This is a genomic window from Alteromonas sp. G4i35 (assembly GCF_054960375.1).
In genome coordinates this window covers 1-20,218 of sequence record NZ_JBHNZD010000005.1, presented here as the reverse complement: position 1 = coordinate 20,218, position 20,218 = coordinate 1, and the positions used below count along the sequence as shown (strand labels likewise).

The 20,218-nt window shown below is 44.7% G+C and carries 15 protein-coding genes; 8 read left to right on the top strand and 7 right to left on the bottom strand.

The annotated features are described in order from the left end of the window. Nucleotides 1–2 precede the first annotated feature (2 nt). Nucleotides 3–566: a phosphoribosyltransferase gene (locus tag ACFI6L_RS03965; RefSeq protein ID WP_014949139.1), complete on the bottom strand. Its 564-nt coding sequence runs from the start codon at nucleotides 564–566 to the stop codon at nucleotides 3–5. Nucleotides 567–643: 77 nt separating this feature from the next. After that, a complete protein-coding gene (locus tag ACFI6L_RS03960; protein WP_462573454.1) occupies nucleotides 644–1,954 on the bottom strand; it encodes a lipoprotein-releasing ABC transporter permease subunit in 1,311 nt (436 codons plus the stop codon). A gap of 192 nt (nucleotides 1,955–2,146) precedes the next feature. On the opposite strand from ACFI6L_RS03960, the gene ACFI6L_RS03955 reads away from it, so the two are divergent. The 4 genes from ACFI6L_RS03955 to ACFI6L_RS03940 all read left to right on the top strand — a co-directional run bounded on the left by ACFI6L_RS03955 (nucleotide 2,147) and on the right by ACFI6L_RS03940 (nucleotide 8,651). Then, nucleotides 2,147–2,755: a PilZ domain-containing protein gene (locus tag ACFI6L_RS03955; protein ID WP_462573453.1), complete on the top strand. Its 609-nt coding sequence runs from the start codon at nucleotides 2,147–2,149 to the stop codon at nucleotides 2,753–2,755. Nucleotides 2,756–2,806: 51 nt separating this feature from the next. Further along, entirely contained in the window at nucleotides 2,807–6,304 is a 3,498-nt protein-coding gene (gene mfd / locus ACFI6L_RS03950) for a transcription-repair coupling factor (RefSeq protein ID WP_462573452.1), read from the top strand. A gap of 1 nt (nucleotide 6,305) precedes the next feature. Next, nucleotides 6,306–8,054 carry a CsiV family protein gene (locus ACFI6L_RS03945; RefSeq protein ID WP_462573451.1) on the top strand — a complete coding sequence of 583 codons (1,749 nt, stop codon included), beginning with the start codon at nucleotides 6,306–6,308 and terminating at the stop codon, nucleotides 8,052–8,054. 81 nt (nucleotides 8,055–8,135) lie between these two features. Then, nucleotides 8,136–8,651 carry a cob(I)yrinic acid a,c-diamide adenosyltransferase gene (locus ACFI6L_RS03940; protein WP_069944124.1) on the top strand — a complete coding sequence of 172 codons (516 nt, stop codon included), beginning with the start codon at nucleotides 8,136–8,138 and terminating at the stop codon, nucleotides 8,649–8,651. Nucleotides 8,652–8,697: 46 nt separating this feature from the next. Here the strand turns inward: ACFI6L_RS03940 and nagZ are convergent, their stop codons facing one another. Next, entirely contained in the window at nucleotides 8,698–9,708 is a 1,011-nt protein-coding gene (gene nagZ, locus ACFI6L_RS03935) for a beta-N-acetylhexosaminidase (RefSeq protein ID WP_462573511.1), read from the bottom strand. Between the two features lie 98 nt (nucleotides 9,709–9,806). On the opposite strand from nagZ, the gene ACFI6L_RS03930 reads away from it, so the two are divergent. Both ACFI6L_RS03930 and ybaK read left to right on the top strand, forming a co-directional pair. Further along, nucleotides 9,807–12,209: a penicillin acylase family protein gene (locus ACFI6L_RS03930; protein WP_462573450.1), complete on the top strand. Its 2,403-nt coding sequence runs from the start codon at nucleotides 9,807–9,809 to the stop codon at nucleotides 12,207–12,209. Next, nucleotides 12,206–12,676 carry a Cys-tRNA(Pro) deacylase gene (gene ybaK / locus ACFI6L_RS03925; RefSeq protein ID WP_075176376.1) on the top strand — a complete coding sequence of 157 codons (471 nt, stop codon included), beginning with the start codon at nucleotides 12,206–12,208 and terminating at the stop codon, nucleotides 12,674–12,676. The genes ACFI6L_RS03930 and ybaK overlap by 4 nt, the downstream gene beginning before the upstream one ends. A 28-nt stretch (nucleotides 12,677–12,704) precedes the next feature. On the opposite strand, the gene ACFI6L_RS03920 is transcribed toward ybaK, so the two are convergent. The 4 genes from ACFI6L_RS03920 to pheS all read right to left on the bottom strand — a co-directional run bounded on the left by ACFI6L_RS03920 (nucleotide 12,705) and on the right by pheS (nucleotide 17,050). Beyond that, nucleotides 12,705–13,250 carry a hypothetical protein gene (locus ACFI6L_RS03920; RefSeq protein ID WP_462573449.1) on the bottom strand — a complete coding sequence of 182 codons (546 nt, stop codon included), beginning with the start codon at nucleotides 13,248–13,250 and terminating at the stop codon, nucleotides 12,705–12,707. Between the two features lie 114 nt (nucleotides 13,251–13,364). Further along, nucleotides 13,365–13,664 carry an integration host factor subunit alpha gene (gene ihfA / locus ACFI6L_RS03915; protein WP_014949129.1) on the bottom strand — a complete coding sequence of 100 codons (300 nt, stop codon included), beginning with the start codon at nucleotides 13,662–13,664 and terminating at the stop codon, nucleotides 13,365–13,367. Nucleotides 13,665–13,667: 3 nt separating this feature from the next. Further along, complete coding sequence (gene pheT, locus ACFI6L_RS03910) at nucleotides 13,668–16,055, bottom strand: phenylalanine--tRNA ligase subunit beta (protein ID WP_462573448.1); 2,388 nt, start codon at nucleotides 16,053–16,055, stop codon at nucleotides 13,668–13,670. Between the two features lie 14 nt (nucleotides 16,056–16,069). Further along, nucleotides 16,070–17,050, bottom strand: a complete 981-nt coding sequence (pheS, locus tag ACFI6L_RS03905; RefSeq protein WP_012518127.1) for a phenylalanine--tRNA ligase subunit alpha — start codon at nucleotides 17,048–17,050, stop codon at nucleotides 16,070–16,072. Between the two features lie 337 nt (nucleotides 17,051–17,387). Here pheS and ACFI6L_RS03900 point away from each other — a divergent pair, with 337 nt between their 5' ends. Both ACFI6L_RS03900 and ACFI6L_RS03895 read left to right on the top strand, forming a co-directional pair. Continuing rightward, a complete protein-coding gene (locus tag ACFI6L_RS03900; protein WP_014979039.1) occupies nucleotides 17,388–18,221 on the top strand; it encodes a class I SAM-dependent methyltransferase in 834 nt (277 codons plus the stop codon). A gap of 289 nt (nucleotides 18,222–18,510) precedes the next feature. Then, nucleotides 18,511–20,218 (top strand): acyltransferase family protein (locus tag ACFI6L_RS03895; protein ID WP_462573447.1); only part of this gene is annotated, 1,708 nt, incomplete at its 3' end.

The following is a 20,218-nucleotide window of genomic DNA, read 5'->3' as shown; positions in this document are numbered from 1 at the left end:
AATTACTTTTTAAACAGTATGTCCATAACGTCGGCTAGTTCGCCTTTGCCTTCGCGAATTTCTTCTTCCGACAACCCTGCTATTTCATGAGGGAAAACTAACCACTCGTCACTTTCGTTCACGTAGTAATCCGGCACGATATCTGTCGTGTTGTTTTGAGGCTTGTACCATGGGCATGCGATACGAATGTCCTTTGGCATGTTCAAGCGCATCAATTTATTGATTTGCTTAATAAGGGCATCAACACTGCGGCCTGAATCAAAAACATCATCAACAATCAACAATTTGTCATCCGCATTCGCGTTTTCGACCAAGTAGTGTAATCCGTGTACGCGAATCTCTTTCGACTGCTTGTTTATTCCATAGTAAGACGATGTACGTACTGCGATATGGTCGGTTGACGTATTTTTAAATTCAAAGAATTCTTGAACCGCGATACCAATGGGAGCACCACCACGCCAGATACCAATAATAAAGTCAGGGCGAAAGCCGTCTTCATACACCTTTGCCGCTAGGCGAAAGGAATCCTGTAGAAGCGATTGCGAGGTGATAAAATTCTTATTCATGACGTCTCACTGGGCAAAATTTAAAAGAACGCGAGTATAGTGAATTTTGCACTAATTTGCACGGTAAATTCAGCGATTTATTCGTTTTGAAGCGCTTGAGAAGGTGCAATTTTCATCGCTTTGCGCGCTGGGTATACGCTGGCCAAAACACACAATAGCAAAGACAACAAAGTAATGCCTGCGATTTGCACAACATCCATTTCAATAGGCAACCCTTTTCCGTCTGCCGCTAAGGCTAAAGGCGAGCCAACGAGATCTAAAATATTGTTGAGTTGTAGGGTAATTACCACGCCTAAAATTAGTCCAACACCCGCACCTTTAATGCCATTGAATAAGCCATTTAACACAAAAATCCACATTACTGAACTGGGTAACATACCTTGGGTTTGAAGTACTGCGATATCGCCTTGTTTTTCCGTTACCACCATTACCAGTGCAGAAACGATATTGAATGCCGCCACCGCGATAATAAGCAGTAGCATAAGTGTCATCATGTTCTTTTCCATTTTAACCGCATCGAATAGCGGCCCCTGACGCTCTCGCCACGTTCTGATATTGTTTATAGAGACACTCATCTTATCTGTTAATACACTTACAACCGCTTGGTAATTAAAAGCGTCATCTAAAAATAGCCGAAGGGATTGTTCGCTGCCTTTAGGGTCTCGCATTAAACGGTTAACGTCTTCAAGGTTCATATACATCACCTTGTCGTCCATCTGTGAACCCATATCGAATACACCCACCACGGTTACAAGCCGTTGACTTGGCATTCTTCCAAACGGTGTATACACACTTGCACCAGCCACCATGACACGCAATCTATCTCCTACTCGTGCTTCAAGTTTTATGGCAAGCGAGCGCCCAATGATCGCTGCAAAACTTCCTTTGGTTAGATCGCTAAATCGCCCCTGCTCCATATGGTTTGCAACCAATGTGTGCTCAATCATTACGTCAGGTTGAACACCGTGAACTTGAACGCCACGCAAGTCCGAGCGAGACTGCACTACTGCTTCAGCCTCCCTGTAAGCCATAGTGGCAACAACGCCTTCAATAGGTGTCTCTGAAATTTTCTTTATAGTAAGAGCTTGGTTTTTTTCTGTCGTTTGCGGAGGTATCTCTGTCACTTCTCGTTCGTTGGATGCCCCATTAGGACTCTCGCTTATGATGGGTGTCTTTGTAATTTCGATATGGGGGACAATGCCTAAGATGCGCTGTTTTAGCTGCCCTTCCAGGCCATTCATCACCGATACAACGATTATAAGCGCCATTAAGCCCAGTGCGATGCCCGCCACTGAAAATCGATTAATAAATGAAACAAAACTGGTTTGGCTTGCTTTGTTAGACTTGGCATAACGATAAGCAATGAATGCAGAAAGAGGATAAAACATAGCGCCTTGCTTTTCAGTAATACGGTAATCTGCCTTACATTTAGCTATGCTTAATGAATGAATAATTCAGATAAGTAGCCCAAAGACGAGATGACGGGTTAACCCCAAAATAGTAAAGTGGGTATACTACGTGTGAACGGTATACTACTTATAAGTTACTAACTGCACAAGAATTAGTGGCAGAGGAATGATGTGAGCGAACTTAGCCTAGAACAAAAAAAAGCCCAATTAGATGAGTATTTTTCTATCGCACATCGCATAAACGCCAATGTGCGCCCGTTAGGCGCGGACGAAATAGTACCTGATGAAGAGAACTTGGAAGAGTCGATGCCCTATGCATTTCGCATTGCCAGCGAAATGGCCGCTATAGAAGCACAGGCAATTCGTCCGCTTCGTAATCTAAGTGACCACGCTGAGTCGCTGGCTGACTACTTAAACCATCAGGCACGAAAAATCGATTTGATGATGTCATTCGTTTTGCACCAGCAAGACGAGCCAGAGTTTCGCTTCAAAACCGTAAAGCTCGGTGGTGGCGGTGTAGTCATCGAGTCAAAAGAAGCGTTGGACGTGGGTGCTAAGGCGGAACTTAAACTTTTCTTGGATGCCGAAGCAGCAGCAATTTTTTGTTATGGCGAAGTAATTACTTGCGAGCAAGTTGAAGATAGTTACCATATTGCCTTTATCTTTAACACCATTCGAGAGCAAGATCAGGAGCTTTTGGTTCGCGCTAGCTTGCATATTCAAACACAACAGTTAAGAAAGCGGGCGAAAGAAAAAAAGCGGGATCTGAATAGACCCTAACATCAGTATATAAGCCGTAAAACTCATCTTGCACTTAAAAAACAGGACGTCATGACAGCCACTTTATTATCGCTTCCATTACCTGCGCCTAAAAAAGAAGCCTCTTCACAAGATCACAAACACTGGGGCCAACTCCAAGGCAGTAGTGCCGCGCTGTGCATTAGCCAAGCACTCAGCCAATACAAAGGCCCTATTGTACTGATTACCGCCGATACTCCATCGGCAATGAAGCTCGAAAAAGAAATAGCTTTTTTCTTAAGCGATAATACAAAGCAGACACCTATTACCCTGTTTCCAGATTGGGAAACACTGCCCTACGATTCGTTTTCGCCTCATCAAGACATTGTTTCTCAGCGATTAGAAACCCTGTTCCGCTTTACACAGCAAGGTGAAGGCATATTCATAGTGCCTGTTAATACGTTAATGCAGCGTTTAGCTCCTACCGATTATTTAGCAAAGTACCTGCTTATGCTAAATAAGGGCGACACCTTAGATAGAGATCAGTTTAGACGTAACCTCGAACAAGCCGGCTACCTGCATGTTAGTCAGGTAATGAGCCACAGCGAATTCTCGGTGCGCGGTAGCATCATCGACCTTTTTCCGATGGGAAGCGACAAGCCATTTCGAATAGACTTGTTTGATGACGAAATCGACTCCATTCGCTATTTCGATACTGAAACCCAGCGCTCTGGCGAGGCAGTAAACGAAATTCGCTTGCTACCAGCACGAGAGTTTCCTACAGACAAAGAAGCAATCACGCTTTTCCGCCAGCAGTTTTTACAAAAGTTCGACGCAAACAATGCATCTGAAAGCGTATTTTCTCAGGTAAGCAAGGGCACCATGCCGAGCGGTGTGGAATATTATCTTCCCCTCTTCTTTGAGAAAACCGCTACGCTTTTTGACTATCTCCACCCTAAAAGCCTGCTTTTACTTCACGGTGATGTGCAAGACGCCAGCGAGTTTTTCTGGGCCGACGTACAAGAACGCTACGAGCAGTATCGTTATAACTTAGCCCGTCCACTGCTTGCACCAGACGAGCTATTTTTACCTATAAATGAGCTATTTGGTGCCATAAAGCAGTGGCCTCGTGCATCTCTTTCCAGCAAGGTACTTGAAGAAAAATCAGGTACTAGCAACCTTCAATGCGAAAAGCTTGACGACATCGCGATTAACTCGCAGAAAAAAGTACCTGCTGAGCGACTCATTAAAACGGTAAATCAAGCCACTGACAACGGGGCTAAAGTACTGTTTTGTGCTGAAACCCAAGGTCGCCGAGAGGGCTTGCTTACGGTACTTGCCAAAGCGGGCATAAAGCCAAAGATTGTTGATAGCTTTAGCGATTTTATCGCAAGCCACGACGCCATTGGCATTACCGTGGGTATGGTTGATAACAGTTTCCGCTGGCAAACTCAGGAAGGCGAGCTGTTATTCATTACCGAAACCGAACTATTAGGGCAAAAGGTAAGCCAGCGCCGCCTTCGCGATAAACGCACCGCCACCGACGAAAGCGCCATTATCCGCAACCTGGCGGAACTTTCTATTGGTCAGCCTGTGGTGCATCTCGACCACGGTGTTGGCCGTTATTTAGGCCTTCAAACATTGGACGCGGGCGGCGTAGCAACCGAATATTTGTGCATTGAGTATGCCAAGCAATCTAAGCTTTACGTGCCTGTGGCATCGCTTCACTTAATTTCACGCTACACTGGTGGTGATGCCGACAGCGCGCCAGTTAGCGCCCTTGGCTCTGACGCATGGACAAAAGCCAAGCAAAAAGCCGCCGAAAAAGTACGTGACGTAGCCGCTGAACTATTAGATGTGTATGCCCGCCGCGCAGCTAAGCCAGGTTTTGCGTATAAAATTAACTGGGACGACTACCAAGCGTTCTCAGACAGTTTCCCCTTTGAAGAAACGCCTGACCAAGCCCAAGCCATTGCTGCGGTTATGCACGACATGGGCAGTCCATCGGCTATGGATCGCCTCGTTTGCGGTGACGTAGGTTTCGGTAAAACCGAAGTTGCCATGCGCGCGGCATTCCTTGCAGCTAATGCTGGTAAACAGGTGGCTATTTTGGTGCCCACTACCCTACTGGCTCAGCAACATTACGAGAACTTTAAAGACCGCTTTGCTGCGTGGCCGTTTGAAATTGAAGTGATGAGCCGCTTTGTAAGCGGTAAAGCGCAAAAATCTGTGGTTGAGCGCATCGGCGAAGGAAAGGTAGATATCGTAGTAGGCACACATAAACTGCTGTCTAGCGATATTAAATACAAAGATTTGGGGCTGGTGATCATCGACGAAGAACATCGCTTTGGCGTGCGTCAAAAAGAGAAACTTAAGTCCTTACGTGCCGATGTAGATATCTTAACGTTAACCGCTACGCCTATTCCTCGGACGCTTAACATGGCGTTATCAGGCATGCGCGATTTATCGATTATTGCCACAGCACCAGCCCGTCGATTATCAATTAAAACTTTTGTTCAGCAGCGTAATAAAGCCGTTATTCGCGAAGCCATTATGCGTGAGATATTGCGTGGTGGTCAGGTTTACTTCCTTCACAACGAAGTAGATAGCATTGCGCGAACGGCTGAAGAAATCGCAGAAATTGTTCCCGAAGCCCGTATTGCAGTGGGGCACGGCCAAATGCGCGAGCGTGAACTTGAAGGCGTAATGAGCGACTTCTATCACCAGCGCTACAACGTACTTGTGTGTACTACCATCATTGAAACAGGTATCGACGTACCAAGTGCGAATACCATTATTATGGATAGAGCCGATCATTTAGGTTTAGCGCAGCTTCACCAGCTTCGAGGCCGTGTAGGTCGTTCGCATCATCAAGCGTACGCCTACTTATTAACGCCACATCCAAAGCGCATGACCAAAGATGCAGTGAAACGTTTAGAAGCAATATCACAGCTTGAAGATTTAGGTGCAGGTTTTGCGCTTGCTACCCACGATTTAGAAATTCGTGGTGCCGGTGAGCTGTTAGGCGACGACCAATCGGGGCAAATAGCGAGTATTGGTTTCAGTTTGTACATGGATATGCTCGATAAAGCCGTTAACGCGCTTAAAGAAGGTCGAGAGCCTTCATTAGACGACGCGACCTCGGGCCATACCGAAGTTGAACTGCGTATTCCAGCCCTATTGCCTGAAGACTATATTGCCGACGTTAACACCCGCCTATCGCTATATAAACGTCTGGCAAGCTGTACGTCCCAAGACGACATTGATGAATTCCAGGTAGAATGTATTGACCGCTTTGGCCTATTACCAGAGCCAGCTAAAAACTTGATAGAAGTGGCTGAAATTAAACTAAAAGCCCAGGCGTTAGGCATTCTAAAAGTAGACTTGTCGGCCCAAGGCGGTACCATAGAGTTTAAAGAAACCACTAAGGTTAACCCAGGCTATATTATTAGTTTGGTGCAAACCAAACCAAACACCTTTAAGTTTGAAGGAAGCCAAAAACTGCGTTTGGTGAAAAAGACCGAAACAGCTAAAGAGCGCATCGCGTTTATTAGCGATATTATTGCCGATTTTGCAAAGGAGTCGCGGTAACATGAAGTTATCTCGCTGGTGCCCGTTAGTTGCATCAATAAGCGCCGTTTTCTTAACGACAATTTCAACTGCAGCTAACGCCAATGACAACTGGTGGTTCGATGTGGAAGTTATTGCGTTTAAGCGCAACGTGGCACTAACTGAGTTAGAAGAGCAGTTTTCTTTGGCTGACAACTTGTCAGCCCCTCGCGCTCAGGCAGACATCATCAGCGATATCATTTCGCCTGATATAAGCTATCTAAAACAAGGGTTAGCCGTTTGCGGCGCTGATACATCGGTTAAGTGGCCTAGCAACGGACTATTGAGCGTACCAGCAAAAGATGTAGATTTCTTGTCGCTGCCTGAAGATAACAGTTCACAGTACGGTGACATGTCTCCTAACTCTTACTCTGAAGAAGCGGGCTATGGATACAATGAAACATCCGGCTTAACAGCCAATGAGCCATCTCTTACACCAGACGAAGCGAGTCAGGCACAAAGCGAAACCATTAATGGCGATGAGTATGGCGCTACTTATTCTTCAACAGACTCCGACTATAGCGATAGCCTTGACTACTCAAATGAAGAGGTCATCACTGACGACGCTACACCCGCTCCTGATGCTGCAACCATCGCCAGCTATTGGACGTCATTCTTTGGCGTAAAAGATACTTCGCCTGTCACGGTGCCTGCAATTAAGTACTGTGAAGAGTCCAAGCCTTGGCTTAGCGCTGAGGTAACCACTGCACTAAACGTTGTTGTTCCAAGCGACGACGAACTAAACTCAGGCGTTTCGATAAGCGAGAACAAATCTAGAAGCAGCGCGCTTCAACCTGTAATCGTATGGAAGGTGAATCAGCCTGATAATAGGCTACCCGCTCCAGCAAGTTTGCCTATTATCATTGAAGGTCACGACTGGCCGGCTGCTTCAAAAGCGCATCTGCTTACCAGTAATCAGCAAGCACTGTCTTCAATTTCTCGCCAAATACGTTCTAATCGCGAGCTAGAACGTTTGTTACACGCTACCTGGCGTCAGCCGGTTATGTTTGGTAAGAACAAAGCTTTCAATGTGCGCCTTTATGGTGGGCAAAACTACGCGCAGCAGTTTGACATGAACGGTGATATGCGAGAGCAAAAACTAGCTAATAGCTCAGATAATGAGCCGTACAATTCTGCTACAGAATTTGGTTATGACTCCACCACCGCTCTTTCTGATTACAATAGCAATTATACCTCGGGCACATATGAAAACAGCCTAAGTGATGTAGGTACTGCTTTTGAAGCTGATAAAATTGCAGCGCAAGACACTGATCAATTTATTGCTGTTTCAGATATTTTTGCCGATTTGAACCGCCGTTTGTCAAACCCACAGGCTATAGAGTATGGCGCATTTAAAGCGCTTGATACGCCGATGATTGTAGAGCAAGGTGAAGATGACGCTATAGATGCTTCGTTAAGAACACCTATTTGGGAAATTGACGGCACTATCAAAGTATTTCTTAAATATATCAACCGCGTACCCTACCTTCATGTTGATAGTGAGATGTTTTATCGCCAGCCGGTGCCACTAAGCTACTTCAGCAGTGAAGATGATAGCTCTGGCAATGCCGCTAAGCCCCGTTTGGCACCATCAACAGAATACAAGCTGGTTTCGGTTCCGTTAGCTGAACAAAGACGTGTAATCAGTACGCAACTGCATTATTTCGACCACCCGCTGTTTGGTTTTGTAGTACAAATTCGTCGCTACAACCGCCCTGACGTTAGCGAGTGATTTGAGTAAACGCTTGCTGTAAGCACTTTGGTTTTAAAAACAAAAAATAATATTTGCGATTGATAGAGAGATTTAGGTTTTATGAAGATTTACACTCGCACTGGTGATAAGGGCAGCACACAAATTTACGCTGACAAAGCCGTACGTGTAGATAAGGATGATTTAGTAGTACAAAGCTACGGTGATATGGACGAACTCAATAGCCATATCGGACTACTAGCAGCGCATGTTACTGACAAACATAAGCCAATGCTCCAAGACATTCAGCGCAACCTGTTTCAAGCTGGCTTTGCTATTTCAGCAAGCTCAACGCTGACGCAAACTGATATTGAGAACCTAGAAAGCCTTATAGACAATATTACCCGTCAAATGCCGCCTAATACGTCGTTTGTACTTCCTGGCGGAAGTAAGGCTGCTGCGCAAGCTCATGTTTGTCGTGCTGTGTGCCGGCGAGCTGAACGTGCTGTCATTAGCCTATCTAAACATTATGACGTGCCAGAAGTGGTACATGCTTATTTAAATCGCTTAAGCGATTTTCTCTTCACTTTTGCACGATTTATAAATATAGAAGCTGGCGTAGACGAAGTACCAGTTTAAGCGGCCGGCATTAAAATCAGAAGACGAAAAACGGTAGTTTTAAAAACTACCGTTCGCTTAAGCGCTTCACCAGCTCAACCCCACTGTCGTATTTATCTTTTAGCCCTGCAGGCATAACACGGTCATAAAGCGCCATAACGCGTTCTTGCTTTTGTAAATCGTTGTTAGACAGGTTAGCAAAGCGCGTTTCCAATCCATCAAGGATAGTATCAGCCCCTTGCGGATTGTTGCAGGCAAGTACCATGTCGCAACCTGCTTCTAGTGCTGCCTCAGCACGCTCAACGTAACTTCCTGCGACACTTGCGCCGTGCATGGACAAATCATCAGAAAATACTGCACCGCCAAAGCCTAGCTCCTGTTTAAGTATATCCTGCAGCCATTTAGTTGAAAAACCCGCAGGCTTATCGCACACCTGATTATAAATAACATGGGCAGGCATAACGCCATCAAGCAGCGCACGCTCGATTAAGCGTTCAAATACCACCATATCGGTACTGCGTATTTCATCAAATTCGCGTTCATCGACTGGTAACGCTATATGAGAGTCTGGCGCTACACTGCCATGCCCAGGAAAGTGCTTTCCAATAGCCGGCATATTTACAGCCTTTAAACCTTGGATTAGATGAGCGGCAAGGCGAATAACGTCGTCAGCATTGTCTGAGAATGCCCTGTCACCAATAACTTGCGATACACCATTTATATCAAGCACCGGGGCAAAGCTAAAATCGATATCTAAAGTTTTAAGTTCATAAGCCAATACTAATCCACACGCTTTTGCGTAAGCAGCACTTTCATCTTGATGCTCTGACTGCCTTAAAATATCGCCCATTGCTGGTATGGCAGTAAAGCCTTCACGAAAACGCTGAACGCGGCCTCCTTCATGATCAACGGCAATCAACACCGGCTGCTTCGCAAAGCGTCTTATATCTTGAACCAGCGCCGAAAGCTGACGCTTGTCGTGATAGTTACGGCTAAATAAGATTACGCCTCCCACCACAGGGTGTGCTAATTTTTCCTTTTCTTCAGGCAAAAGTTCTTCAGCCTGACAGTCCAACATTAGTGGTCCCACAGCACCGCCTTAGTATGTGTCATAAAACATCACTTCAAATTTGCAATTTCTGTAGTTAGGATAGAGAAAAATAGGGAGTTTTACACGTGATAAATTGGTTCAAGTGGTTGGTTTTAAGTGTTTTAACATTACTTTTGTTAACAGCATTAGGCTTGTATACATCGCTTCGTCTTAGTTTACCTGCACTTGACGGAAACAGTGCCACTTATCACGTGAATGCACCTACTGAGCTAAGCCGTGACGAACTAGGCCATGCTATTATCAATGCTAACGATATTTTCGACGCAGCCTATGCACTGGGTTTTGCGCATGCTCAAGATCGTTTCTTTCAAATGGATTTACAACGCCGTGCCGCATCGGGCAGTTTGTCACAATGGGTGGGGGACATTGCCCTAGATGTTGATAAAAAAGCCCGCTTTCATCAATTTGAGAAACGAGCAAAAGTCGTATTCGATAACCTCCCCTCAAAACAACAAGAACTACTCGTACGCTACGCCCATGGCGTAAATGACGCATTGTCTGAGTATACGTTGCCACCTTTTGAATACCTAGCTGCAGGCGTTGATATAAAACAATGGCGCCCCACTGACAGTATTCTTGTTATTTACAGTATGTATTTGGATTTGCAGGGTAGCCAAGTAGAACTTGATTTAGCAAGAGAGGCACTGCTTTCAACATTTGGGGACGATTTATACAGCTTCATTACTCAGCCGAGTAATTATCAGGCAGCATTAGATGCCAGCGAGATACCACTGCTTGAGTCTCCTATTCCTGACTACCCTGCATCGCTAGACCCAATTACTCATTCACCAGAAGATAGTGACGACGAGAGCCTTGAGCGTGATCCAGAGGACGAATCAGCCCAGAACTTAAACGATAACGACAATACGGCCATCGCCCGTGCACAATATAACGGTACTGAGCTTCCTGATATCGGTAGCAACAACTGGGCGGTAACCGGGAGTCACACCACGTCAGGCGCAGGCCTTTTAGCGAACGACATGCATTTAGGATTGCGGGTTCCCATCATCTGGTATCGCGCCCAGCTAAACTATCAAGAATCAGGCAGCGATGTGCAAGTAACCGGGGTTTCCCTGCCAGGCATTCCTGGCATAGTTGTAGGCACCAACGGCCATATCGCTTGGGGTTTTACCAATGCAAATTTAGACAATGTAGATTGGATTGAGTTAGACGAAACAACGCCCACAAGCACGGTAACGGAGCGTATCCCTTTACCTGACGGTGAACATACATTTGAGTTTGAAGTAAGTTCGTATGGGCCAGTAAAAGAACTTAATGGCAAGCGCTATGCACTAAATTGGGTAGCGCATCATCCGTTTGCCGCCAATTTGAACATTACAAATTTCGGCACCGCCAAAAATATTCAAACAGCAATAAAGATAGGCCAACGCATTGCTATCCCCACGCAAAACCTGGTAATTGTGGATGAAGGCGGCAACGCTGTATGGCTTCCTGGTGGCGCGGTGATGGAAAGGCAACAGGCTTCATTCACCGCTATACCAGAGCAAGAAGCAGTGAACATAACACCAAAGCGTGCACTAAAGCTTCCCATGGTTTTCAACCCCGATATGGGAAGAATATGGACTGCGAATGCCAGAGTAATTTCAGCTGATGACTTCAAAATCTGGGGCGACGGTGGTTATGCGCTAGGTGCTCGCGGGCAACAAATAAGAGACCGCTTATTTGAAAAGGACACCTTTACTGAGACTGATTTTTACGCCATTCAGTTAGATAATCACGCCCGCTTTCTTATTCCTTGGCAGCACCTTTTATATGGGCTGCTCAACATGCAAGATATCGAATTTAAGCCAGACCTTGCATATCTAAATACTTGGGACGAATGCGCATGTGAAGATTCGGTTGGCTACACCCTGGTAAAATATTTTAGGCAAGAAGTAGTACAAACCCTTTTTGGAGGCGTGCTTTCAACATTAGACCAACAAGGTGTAAACAGTCGTACACTGTTACGTGGCATTGAACCAGCAGTGTGGCAACTTATTCATAGTCAGCCTGAATCTTGGCTGCCTACCGATATTGAAAGCTTTGACGAGCTACTTGTAGACGCCTACAGGCGCGCCAAACACAAGTTATTAGACAAGTATTCACCAGTAGAAGCTAATATGGAAACATTAGCTTGGGGCAAAGTGAACGCACTGTCTGTCAAACATCCATTTGCCGATCAAATTCCGCTAGTTGGTAACATGTTAAACATGCAGCAAGTGGAGGGGTTTGGCGATACATACATGCCCGCCGTACAGGCACCTAGCTTCGGCGCCTCTGAGCGATTTTTTGTCAGCCCTGGCCATTTAGAAGATGCCATTTTAACGCTACCTGGCGGACAATCTGGACACCCGCTTTCAGAATTTTACGCGTCTGGATTTAACGACTACGCAACGCACGCTGCTACACCGTTACTCCCCAATGAGCCCATATACAGCCGAACATTTTATAGAAAAGAGGTTGAATGACACCTGCAATCACACTACTTACCAAAAAACGTATCGCGCACACGGTTTTAAAGTATGACCACGACGCAAATGCGGCATCTTACGGGCTAGAAGCGGTTGAGAAGCTAAACCTTGACGCGGATACCGTCTTTAAAACTTTGGTAGTGAGTACAGATAACAACAAGCTCGCCGTGGCCGTGGTCCCTGTAAACACCAAACTTAGCGAAAAGAAAATGGCCAAAGCGTTAGGTGTCAAAAAGGTAGAAATGGCGCAAGCAAATGCAGTAATGGTTGCAACAGGCTACGTACTTGGTGGTGTAAGCCCATTAGGGCAGAAAAAGCGCTTAGCGAGCGTTATTCATAAAAGCGCTGAAAATCTGCAAACTATTCATGTAAGCGCCGGAAAACGAGGTTTAGAAGTGGCCCTCGCCCCATCTGATCTAGCTACGCTAACAAATGCTAAGTTTGCAGATATTTCAGTAGATTGAACAAAGATTGAGATAGTGCGTTACTTGGCTACTTACTAGCCTGGGCTAACCATTGCTCACGCGCTTCTTTTAGCGCGGCTTCATCAGGCTGCTCGCTTCCTGAAATAGCTACAGCAATTTGTTGAATGATCGTATCACGCTTTTCAATCAGTGCATCAGTGCGGGGAAACAAGTCTTTGGCTTCCGGATATTGCTCTTTAAGCGTTTCTACCTCTTCCAACGCATAATAGCGCGCTTCAAACGCTTCGTTGTACAGCTGGCGTTTAGCATTGAATACAACGTAATCCTTCGCAGTTTCGGAATTAAGATAATCCATATCTTCAGATGACAGGTTAGCAGCTTGCCCTACCTCACGGGCTTGTGCCATCCAAGAATCTACGACTTCGAGATTTTCATCTTTCACGGCCTGCTTAACCCCTTCCTGCAAATCGCTTGCGTGAAGAATTTCCATGACTGTGATTAGCGGAACTTGCGCTGCGTCTTGGTCTCGTTTGTCTGCATCCAGCGACAGATAAGCAAACCATGAAAACGTAGCAGCAATAATAATAGCAAGAACGACAAGTGCTTTCTTCACACTTTCCTCCAAAGAAATTGCATATGAAAACCAGTGCGACGGCACTGTATAAAAGAAGCAATACAAAAAGAGCGAGAGACCCCGCTCTTTTTCAGTATTGTAACGACCTAAAGATTATTGGTCGACAGGTGCAGAGTTTTCAACTCGGCTTTTCAATTTTTGACCCGGGCGGAATGTAACCACACGACGTGCTTTAATTGGAATGTCTTCACCGGTTTTTGGATTGCGGCCAGGACGTTCATTTTTATCACGCAGGTCAAAGTTGCCAAAACCTGACAGTTTTACTTGCTCACCAGATTCCAGAGCGCCTTTAATCTCTTCGAAAAAAAGCTCTACCAGATCCTTCGCATCACGCTTGTTAATGCCTAGTTTCTCGAATAGGTGTTCAGCCATCTCGGCTTTGGTCAATGCCATAGTTTACTCTCTTAACGCGGCCCCAAACTCAGATTCCAGACCTTTAACCACAGTATCCACAGCTTGCTGAATTTCAGCTTCTTCCAAGGTTTTATCCGGATCTTGTAAATGAAGTGACAAAGCAAGGCTCTTATAGCCAGGCTCAATTCCCTTGCCTTTGTATTCATCGAACAAGTTTAGAGCAACTAGTTGATTTACGCCAATTTTTTCTATGTAAGAAAGTACATTTCCTACACGCACTTCATCTTTAACCGTAATAGCAATATCACGGCGGTTCGATGGGAAGCGCGATACCGGTACTGCTGACGGTAATTTGCGGTCTGTAATGGCATCTACCACTAGCTCAAACACAAATACACGCCCGTTTACACCGAGCAATTTTGTAAATTGCGGATGTATAGCACCAATATAGCCAACTTCTTCATCATTAAGCAAAATTTTTGCAGTCATGCCAGGGTGTAGCGCACTGTGCTGCCCTGTTACGAATTGAAACTCGCCTGATTTACCAGTAAGTGCCAATAACGCTTCTACGTCTGCTTTTGCATCGAAGAAATCAACCGGGCTGTCGCCCAAGTCCCAATGCTCTTCGTTACGACGCCCTGCTACTACACCACCAATTACTTGCTGTTGCAATACACCATTTGGCGCATCTTGTTGAGGAATAAAGCGTAATCCGGTTTCAAACATGCGAACACGTTGTTGTTGACGCTTCTGATTATAAGCACTTGCACCAACTAATCCCGGCCATAAACTTACACGCATTACCGACATATCAGATGAAATTGGGTGTGGTAAAACCATGCCCTTTACGTCTGGGAACAAGGCGTTTTGGATTTTAGGGTCAACGAATGAATAGGTAATGGCTTCATTGTAACCACGGCTTAGAAGCAATGACTTCATTGTGTTCAAAGGCAACTTAGCTTCTTGCGAGGGTAACATTGCCAACGTTGCTTTTGGCGCAACGTTTGGAATGTTGTTGTAGCCGTATACACGCGCAATTTCTTCAATCAAATCTTCTTCAATTGAAATGTCGAAACGATAGCTTGGCGCAACTGCTTCCCAGCCTGCTTCGGTTTGCGTTACTTCTAAACCAAGGCGATTAAGCATTTCCGTTACTTTCGCATCGTCAATGCTAATACCAAGCACGCGAGACAAACGTTCGCGACGAAGTGTAACCGTTGCCTGCTTAGGTAACTTGTCTTCTGCTACCGCTTCAACCACAGGGCCCGCTTCACCACCACAAATTTCAAGTACTAGTGCTGTAGCACGCTCCATCGCTTTACGCTGAAGCTGGGGGTCTACACCTCGCTCATAGCGATGCGACGCATCGGTGTGTAAACCGTACTGACGGGCACGGCCCATAATCGCATCACGACTAAAGAAAGCACTTTCAAGCAAAATGTCTTGAGTTTCAGTAGTTACACCTGAGTGAAGACCGCCGAAGATACCCGCCATAGCGAGCGCTTTATTGTCATCAGCAATCACCAAGGTGTTGCTTTGTAGCTTCGCTTCGGTTTCGTCAAGTAGTGTGAGCGTTTCGCCGTCGTTTGCCATACGCACGTTAATATTGCCTTCAATGCTGGCAAGGTTAAACGCGTGCATTGGCTGGCCAAGCTCTAGCAATACAAAGTTAGTCACGTCAACAATAGGGTCGATACTGCGAATACCGCAGCGACGCAGCTTTTCAACTAACCATAGTGGCGATGCAGCTTTAACGTTAACGCCCTTAACCACACGACCTAAATAACGCGGGCATGCGTCATCAGCGCTTAGCGTAATTGATAATTTATCATCAATAGTTGCCTCTACCGCTGCTACTTCAGGTTCGCAAACGTCAAGATTATTTAATACGCCAACTTCACGGGCAATGCCGCGAATACCCAAGCAGTCTGCACGGTTTGGTGTCAGGTCTACTTCGATTGCGTTGTCATCAAGACCAAGATAATCGCGAATGTCTGTGCCAATAGGTGCATCAGCTGGAAGCTCGATAATACCATCGTGGTCGTCACTAATACCTAGCTCAGAGAAGCTACATAGCATACCGAATGACGGCTCGCCGCGAAGCTTTGCTTTCTTAATTTTAAAGTCGCCAGGCAATACAGCGCCAACAACAGCAACTGCTACTTTAATGCCCTGACGGCAGTTAGGCGCACCACAAACGATATCAAGTAGCTCATCGCCACCCACGTTTATTTTAGTTACGCGCAGTTTGTCGGCGTTAGGATGCTGACCGCACTCAACTACTTCACCTACTAGCACGCCTTTAAAATCGCCTGCTACTGGCTCAACACCGTCTACTTCGAGGCCAGCCATGCTCAACTGTTCGGACAGCTCATGTGCCGACAGCGACGGGTTAACCCACTCTCTTAACCATTTTTCACTGAATTTCATGTGTACTCTCTGCCTTAGTTGAACTGCTTAAGGAAACGAAGATCGTTTTCAAAGAACGCGCGCAAGTCGTTAACACCGTAACGAAGCATAGTTAAGCGCTCTACGCCCATACCAAAGGCAAAACCTGTGTACTCTTCTGGGTCAATACCCACAGCTTTAAGTACATTTGGGTGCACCATGCCGCAGCCCAATACTTCAAGCCACTGACCGTTTTTACCCATTACGTCTACTTCAGCTGACGGCTCAGTAAACGGGAAATAAGACGGACGGAAGCGAATTTCTAGTGACTCTTCAAAGAAGTGATGTAAGAAGTCATGCAAAATACCTTTAAGGTCGGTAAAGCTGACATTCTTATCAACCATCAAACCTTCCACTTGGTGGAACATCGGCGTGTGTGTTTGGTCGTAGTCGTTACGATACACGCGGCCTGGCGAGATAATACGCAATGGCGGCTTTTCCGCTTCCATAGTACGAATTTGAACACCAGAGGTTTGCGTACGAAGCATCATGTCTGGGTTGAAGTAAAACGTATCGTGGTCGGCACGCGCTGGGTGATTCGCAGGAATGTTCAGCGCGTCGAAGTTGTGAAAACCGTCTTCAATTTCAGGGCCAGTCTTAACTGAAAAGCCTAGCTCACCAAAGAAAGACTCAATGCGTGCAATCGTGCGGCTAACCGGGTGTAAGTTTCCTGGCTTTTCTGTGCGACCAGGCAAAGTTACATCTACGGCTTCTTCTGCTAGCTTCTTGTTAAGCTCTTCAGTGCGTAAAAACTCACCTTTTGCAGAAATAGCTTGCTGAATAACCTGCTTAGCTTGGTTAATCTTTTGGCCTGCGGCAGGACGTTCTTCGTTAGATAACTTTCCAAGCCCTTTAAGTAAGTCGGTAAGTTTACCTTTCTTACCCATGAATTCGACCCTAACTTGGTCTAATGTGGCTGCATCTTGTGCAGCGTCAATCTGGCTTTGTGCCTGATTGATAATAGCGTCAAGCTCCATGTTTTCCTCAATTTACATGATGACTGCATGGCCAAAGCATAGGAAGAATTATTCTGTGCGCTAAGGCTTGCCTGAAATAAAAGCGGTAGTTTACACGAGTGACTGACATTACCGCTACCCTATATAGCTGATAATGGCGAAAATTTGGCATGCAAACGACAAATTTGAGAGAGCTCTTCAGGTGGAGTGCTGATTAACCAAGTGGTTAGCGCACTTTTTCTACAAACGCCCCGTGTAAGAGTAGAAAACACTTGAACCTTTGGTTTCAATCATAAATGATTGAAGAAATGGAAATAAAATTGCCTATCACAATTCGATACTTACAGGGATTAGTAAAATGCAGTTAAGGAAACCCCTTCCTTCTAATCGGTCATATGATCAAGTATTTAATCATTACCAAGTTGAAAAAAGACTTGCCTCCAAGTTAAAACAAGCTGATAGAAGAGCTCGCACAGAAATATACAGCACTATGTATGACGAACTCTTTTCTAAGGTTCCAGATCACCCTCGATTAACAAAGCGAAACGATGAAGCAGAAAGCCGAAAAAAGGTGGGTCATAGATTAGCTTTTATAAAACGCTTTCTTAAAAAAGATGAAGTATTCGTTGAATTCGCATCAGGTGACGGCAGACTGCTCAAAGAAGCCGCTCAGCATTGTGGGCAAGCTATTGGCGTAGATATATCTGATCAACGAGACAGTAACGAGCACTTTCCTGATAACGTTGATGTAATTGTTTACGATGGATACGATCTATCTTCTATTTCCAACGATAGCGTTGATTTTATATTTAGCGACCAGCTGATAGAGCATCTTCATGAGGAGGATGTTGAACTTCACTTTGAGACAATCAAGCGAATTTTAAAAAAAGGGGGAGCATACGCATTCAGAACACCTCACGCATTTTGCGGCCCACACGATGTTTCTCAGTATTTTTCAGATTCCCCAGAGTGTTTTCATTTGAAAGAGTGGAAATTTAAAGATGTTAAGGCCATTGAGCGAATAGGATTTACACGTGTTAAGTACTATTGGAGCGCAAAGAACATCCACGTGAGAATGCCCCGCCTTTATTTTATGGCGCTAGAGTCGCTTTTAAGCAACATTAACTCATATAAAATGCGTAATATTGTTCAGCTGTTTTTACCGTCTGTAACGTGTGTCCTGGCAAAGTAAACTACTTTTTCAAAGCGTAATTGGCTGCATCTCATTGTACAGCTAACTGTTCACGTGCATTGTTTTACGTAGTATGGTTGCTGGAGAATATGGTGTAGCACAATTCGATAATGACTTTCCATATTGAGCGTTAAATTTGAAGCAGTCCTATTAGACTATTTAAACCAAATCCTCGCCCCATATGAATCATTCTTACGACATAAAACACGCTAGATAACTTCGAAAAAATAAGCGGTACAAATTATGCTTAGAATTGAGCGTTAAAAATTCTAGTATACAAGGCTAATTAGTGCAGTTTAGATATGATATTAATGGACTGAGGGCTATTGCGGTTCTTTCGGTCGTCATATTTCACTTCGTAGAGGAAAAACTCCCTGGGGGGTTTATCGGCGTCGATGTGTTTTTTGTCATATCTGGATACTTAATGACAAGTATCATCATAAGCAAATTTGATAAATCTCGCTTTAGTCTGATGGAGTTTTACCTAGCTAGAGCAAACAGGATCATTCCTGCTCTCGCTTTTTTGTGTGCTAGTTTGCTCTTAATAGGTTTTTTCACATTATCCCCCGTCGAGTACTCGAAGTTAAGTAAACAAGCGGCTTCATCCGCCTTATTTATATCGAATGTAATATACTACATGGAGTCAGGATATTTCTCTGAAAGTTCTTTAGAAAACTGGCTACTGCATACATGGTCACTTTCAGTTGAATGGCAATTTTATTTAATCTACCCTATTGTTTTAGCAGCTTTAAATAAAATTCTAACTCGCCATAAACTTAAAGTGGTTATAGTCGTAACCACTCTTTTAAGCATGCTTTTAAGTGGTTGGCTTACGCAGAAGAACCCAAGTTTGTCTTACTATATCCTTCCGACGCGTGCATGGGAAATGCTGGTCGGAGGGTTAGCATTCTTATACCCCATAAAAAAACTTCAGCCGCTAAGCAAAATCCTCGCTTTATTAGGTGTACTGCTTATATCTGTCTCCTGCTTTATCTTTTCAGAGAAGACAAATTGGCCTGGTTTTTCGGCTTTGGTACCTGTGGCAGGAGCGTATTTAATCATCATTGCTAATCAAAGTAGTAACGCCTTGCTCAACAATAAGCTACTACAACCCTTGGGAACCTGGTCCTACTCTATTTACTTATGGCATTGGCCGCTTGTAGTTTTTATTCACAAGAATGACTTAGACGAAGCCTATGCTTTGGTAGGCTTTAGTCTGTCTATTGCTTTGGGTTATTTAAGTTACAGGTTTATAGAAACAATTAACTTCAATAGTAAAATACAATCACACAAGGCGCTTTTGACAAATAAACCTCTCGTATGTGCAGTCTTAATAGTGCTAATTGGCAGCCTTTCGTTTTTTACCAATGGGTTTATCCAACGAGCCCCAGTCGCATACCAGAATTTAGTTGAAGATGTAGAAGCAAGCCCCTTCAGAAACAAGTGTCATACAAACAAATATAGGGATCCTAGCGAGGCGTGCGAATATTTTGTAAAGGGAAATACAACATGGGCAACTTTCGGAGATAGCCATTCTGTTGAGCTTGCATACGCGTTAAGTCAAAAATTAAAGGCAACTGATGAAGGTCTAAGGCACTTCAGCTTTTCAGGGTGCAGGCCCTCTTATGGAAAGAATGACGATTATTCTAAGTGCGCTAAATGGTATAACTCATCTATAGAGTTTATTGCAAATGAACCAATGATTCAGAATGTTGTTTTTGTTCATAGGTATTCCTATCAACTTGTGGGCGGCAGTAACAAAACTTATCCTCACTTAGGTAATTTAAAGTTTGATAATAAATCTATTGAGTTATTGCAAAATATTGATAGGGCAATACACAAACTAGCCAGCTCAAAACGACGTGTTTATGTTCTATATCCTATACCTGAATTACCTTCCCACGTTACAAAGCTTATCGACAGCGAGTTATCGGTAAATGGAGATCTTGTAAGCATTGAAGGAACCGAGAGAAGTTGGTTCGAAAAGCGCAACGAAG

Bases quoted from the DNA above. Each gene is read 5' to 3' on its own strand.
- ACFI6L_RS03965 (WP_014949139.1), bottom strand. From the start codon at position 566: ATGAATAAGAATTTTATCACCTCGCAATCGCTTCTACAGGATTCCTTT.
- ihfA (WP_014949129.1), bottom strand. From the start codon at position 13,664: ATGGCATTGACCAAAGCCGAGATGGCTGAACACCTATTCGAGAAACTA.
- ACFI6L_RS03940 (WP_069944124.1), top strand. From the start codon at position 8,136: ATGAAGATTTACACTCGCACTGGTGATAAGGGCAGCACACAAATTTAC.
- ACFI6L_RS03900 (WP_014979039.1), top strand. From the start codon at position 17,388: ATGCAGTTAAGGAAACCCCTTCCTTCTAATCGGTCATATGATCAAGTA.
- ybaK (WP_075176376.1), top strand. From the start codon at position 12,206: ATGACACCTGCAATCACACTACTTACCAAAAAACGTATCGCGCACACG.
- mfd (WP_462573452.1), top strand. From the start codon at position 2,807: ATGACAGCCACTTTATTATCGCTTCCATTACCTGCGCCTAAAAAAGAA.
- pheT (WP_462573448.1), bottom strand. From the start codon at position 16,055: ATGAAATTCAGTGAAAAATGGTTAAGAGAGTGGGTTAACCCGTCGCTG.
- nagZ (WP_462573511.1), bottom strand. From the start codon at position 9,708: ATGTTGGACTGTCAGGCTGAAGAACTTTTGCCTGAAGAAAAGGAAAAA.
- pheS (WP_012518127.1), bottom strand. From the start codon at position 17,050: ATGGAGCTTGACGCTATTATCAATCAGGCACAAAGCCAGATTGACGCT.
- ACFI6L_RS03945 (WP_462573451.1), top strand. From the start codon at position 6,306: ATGAAGTTATCTCGCTGGTGCCCGTTAGTTGCATCAATAAGCGCCGTT.
- ACFI6L_RS03960 (WP_462573454.1), bottom strand. From the start codon at position 1,954: ATGTTTTATCCTCTTTCTGCATTCATTGCTTATCGTTATGCCAAGTCT.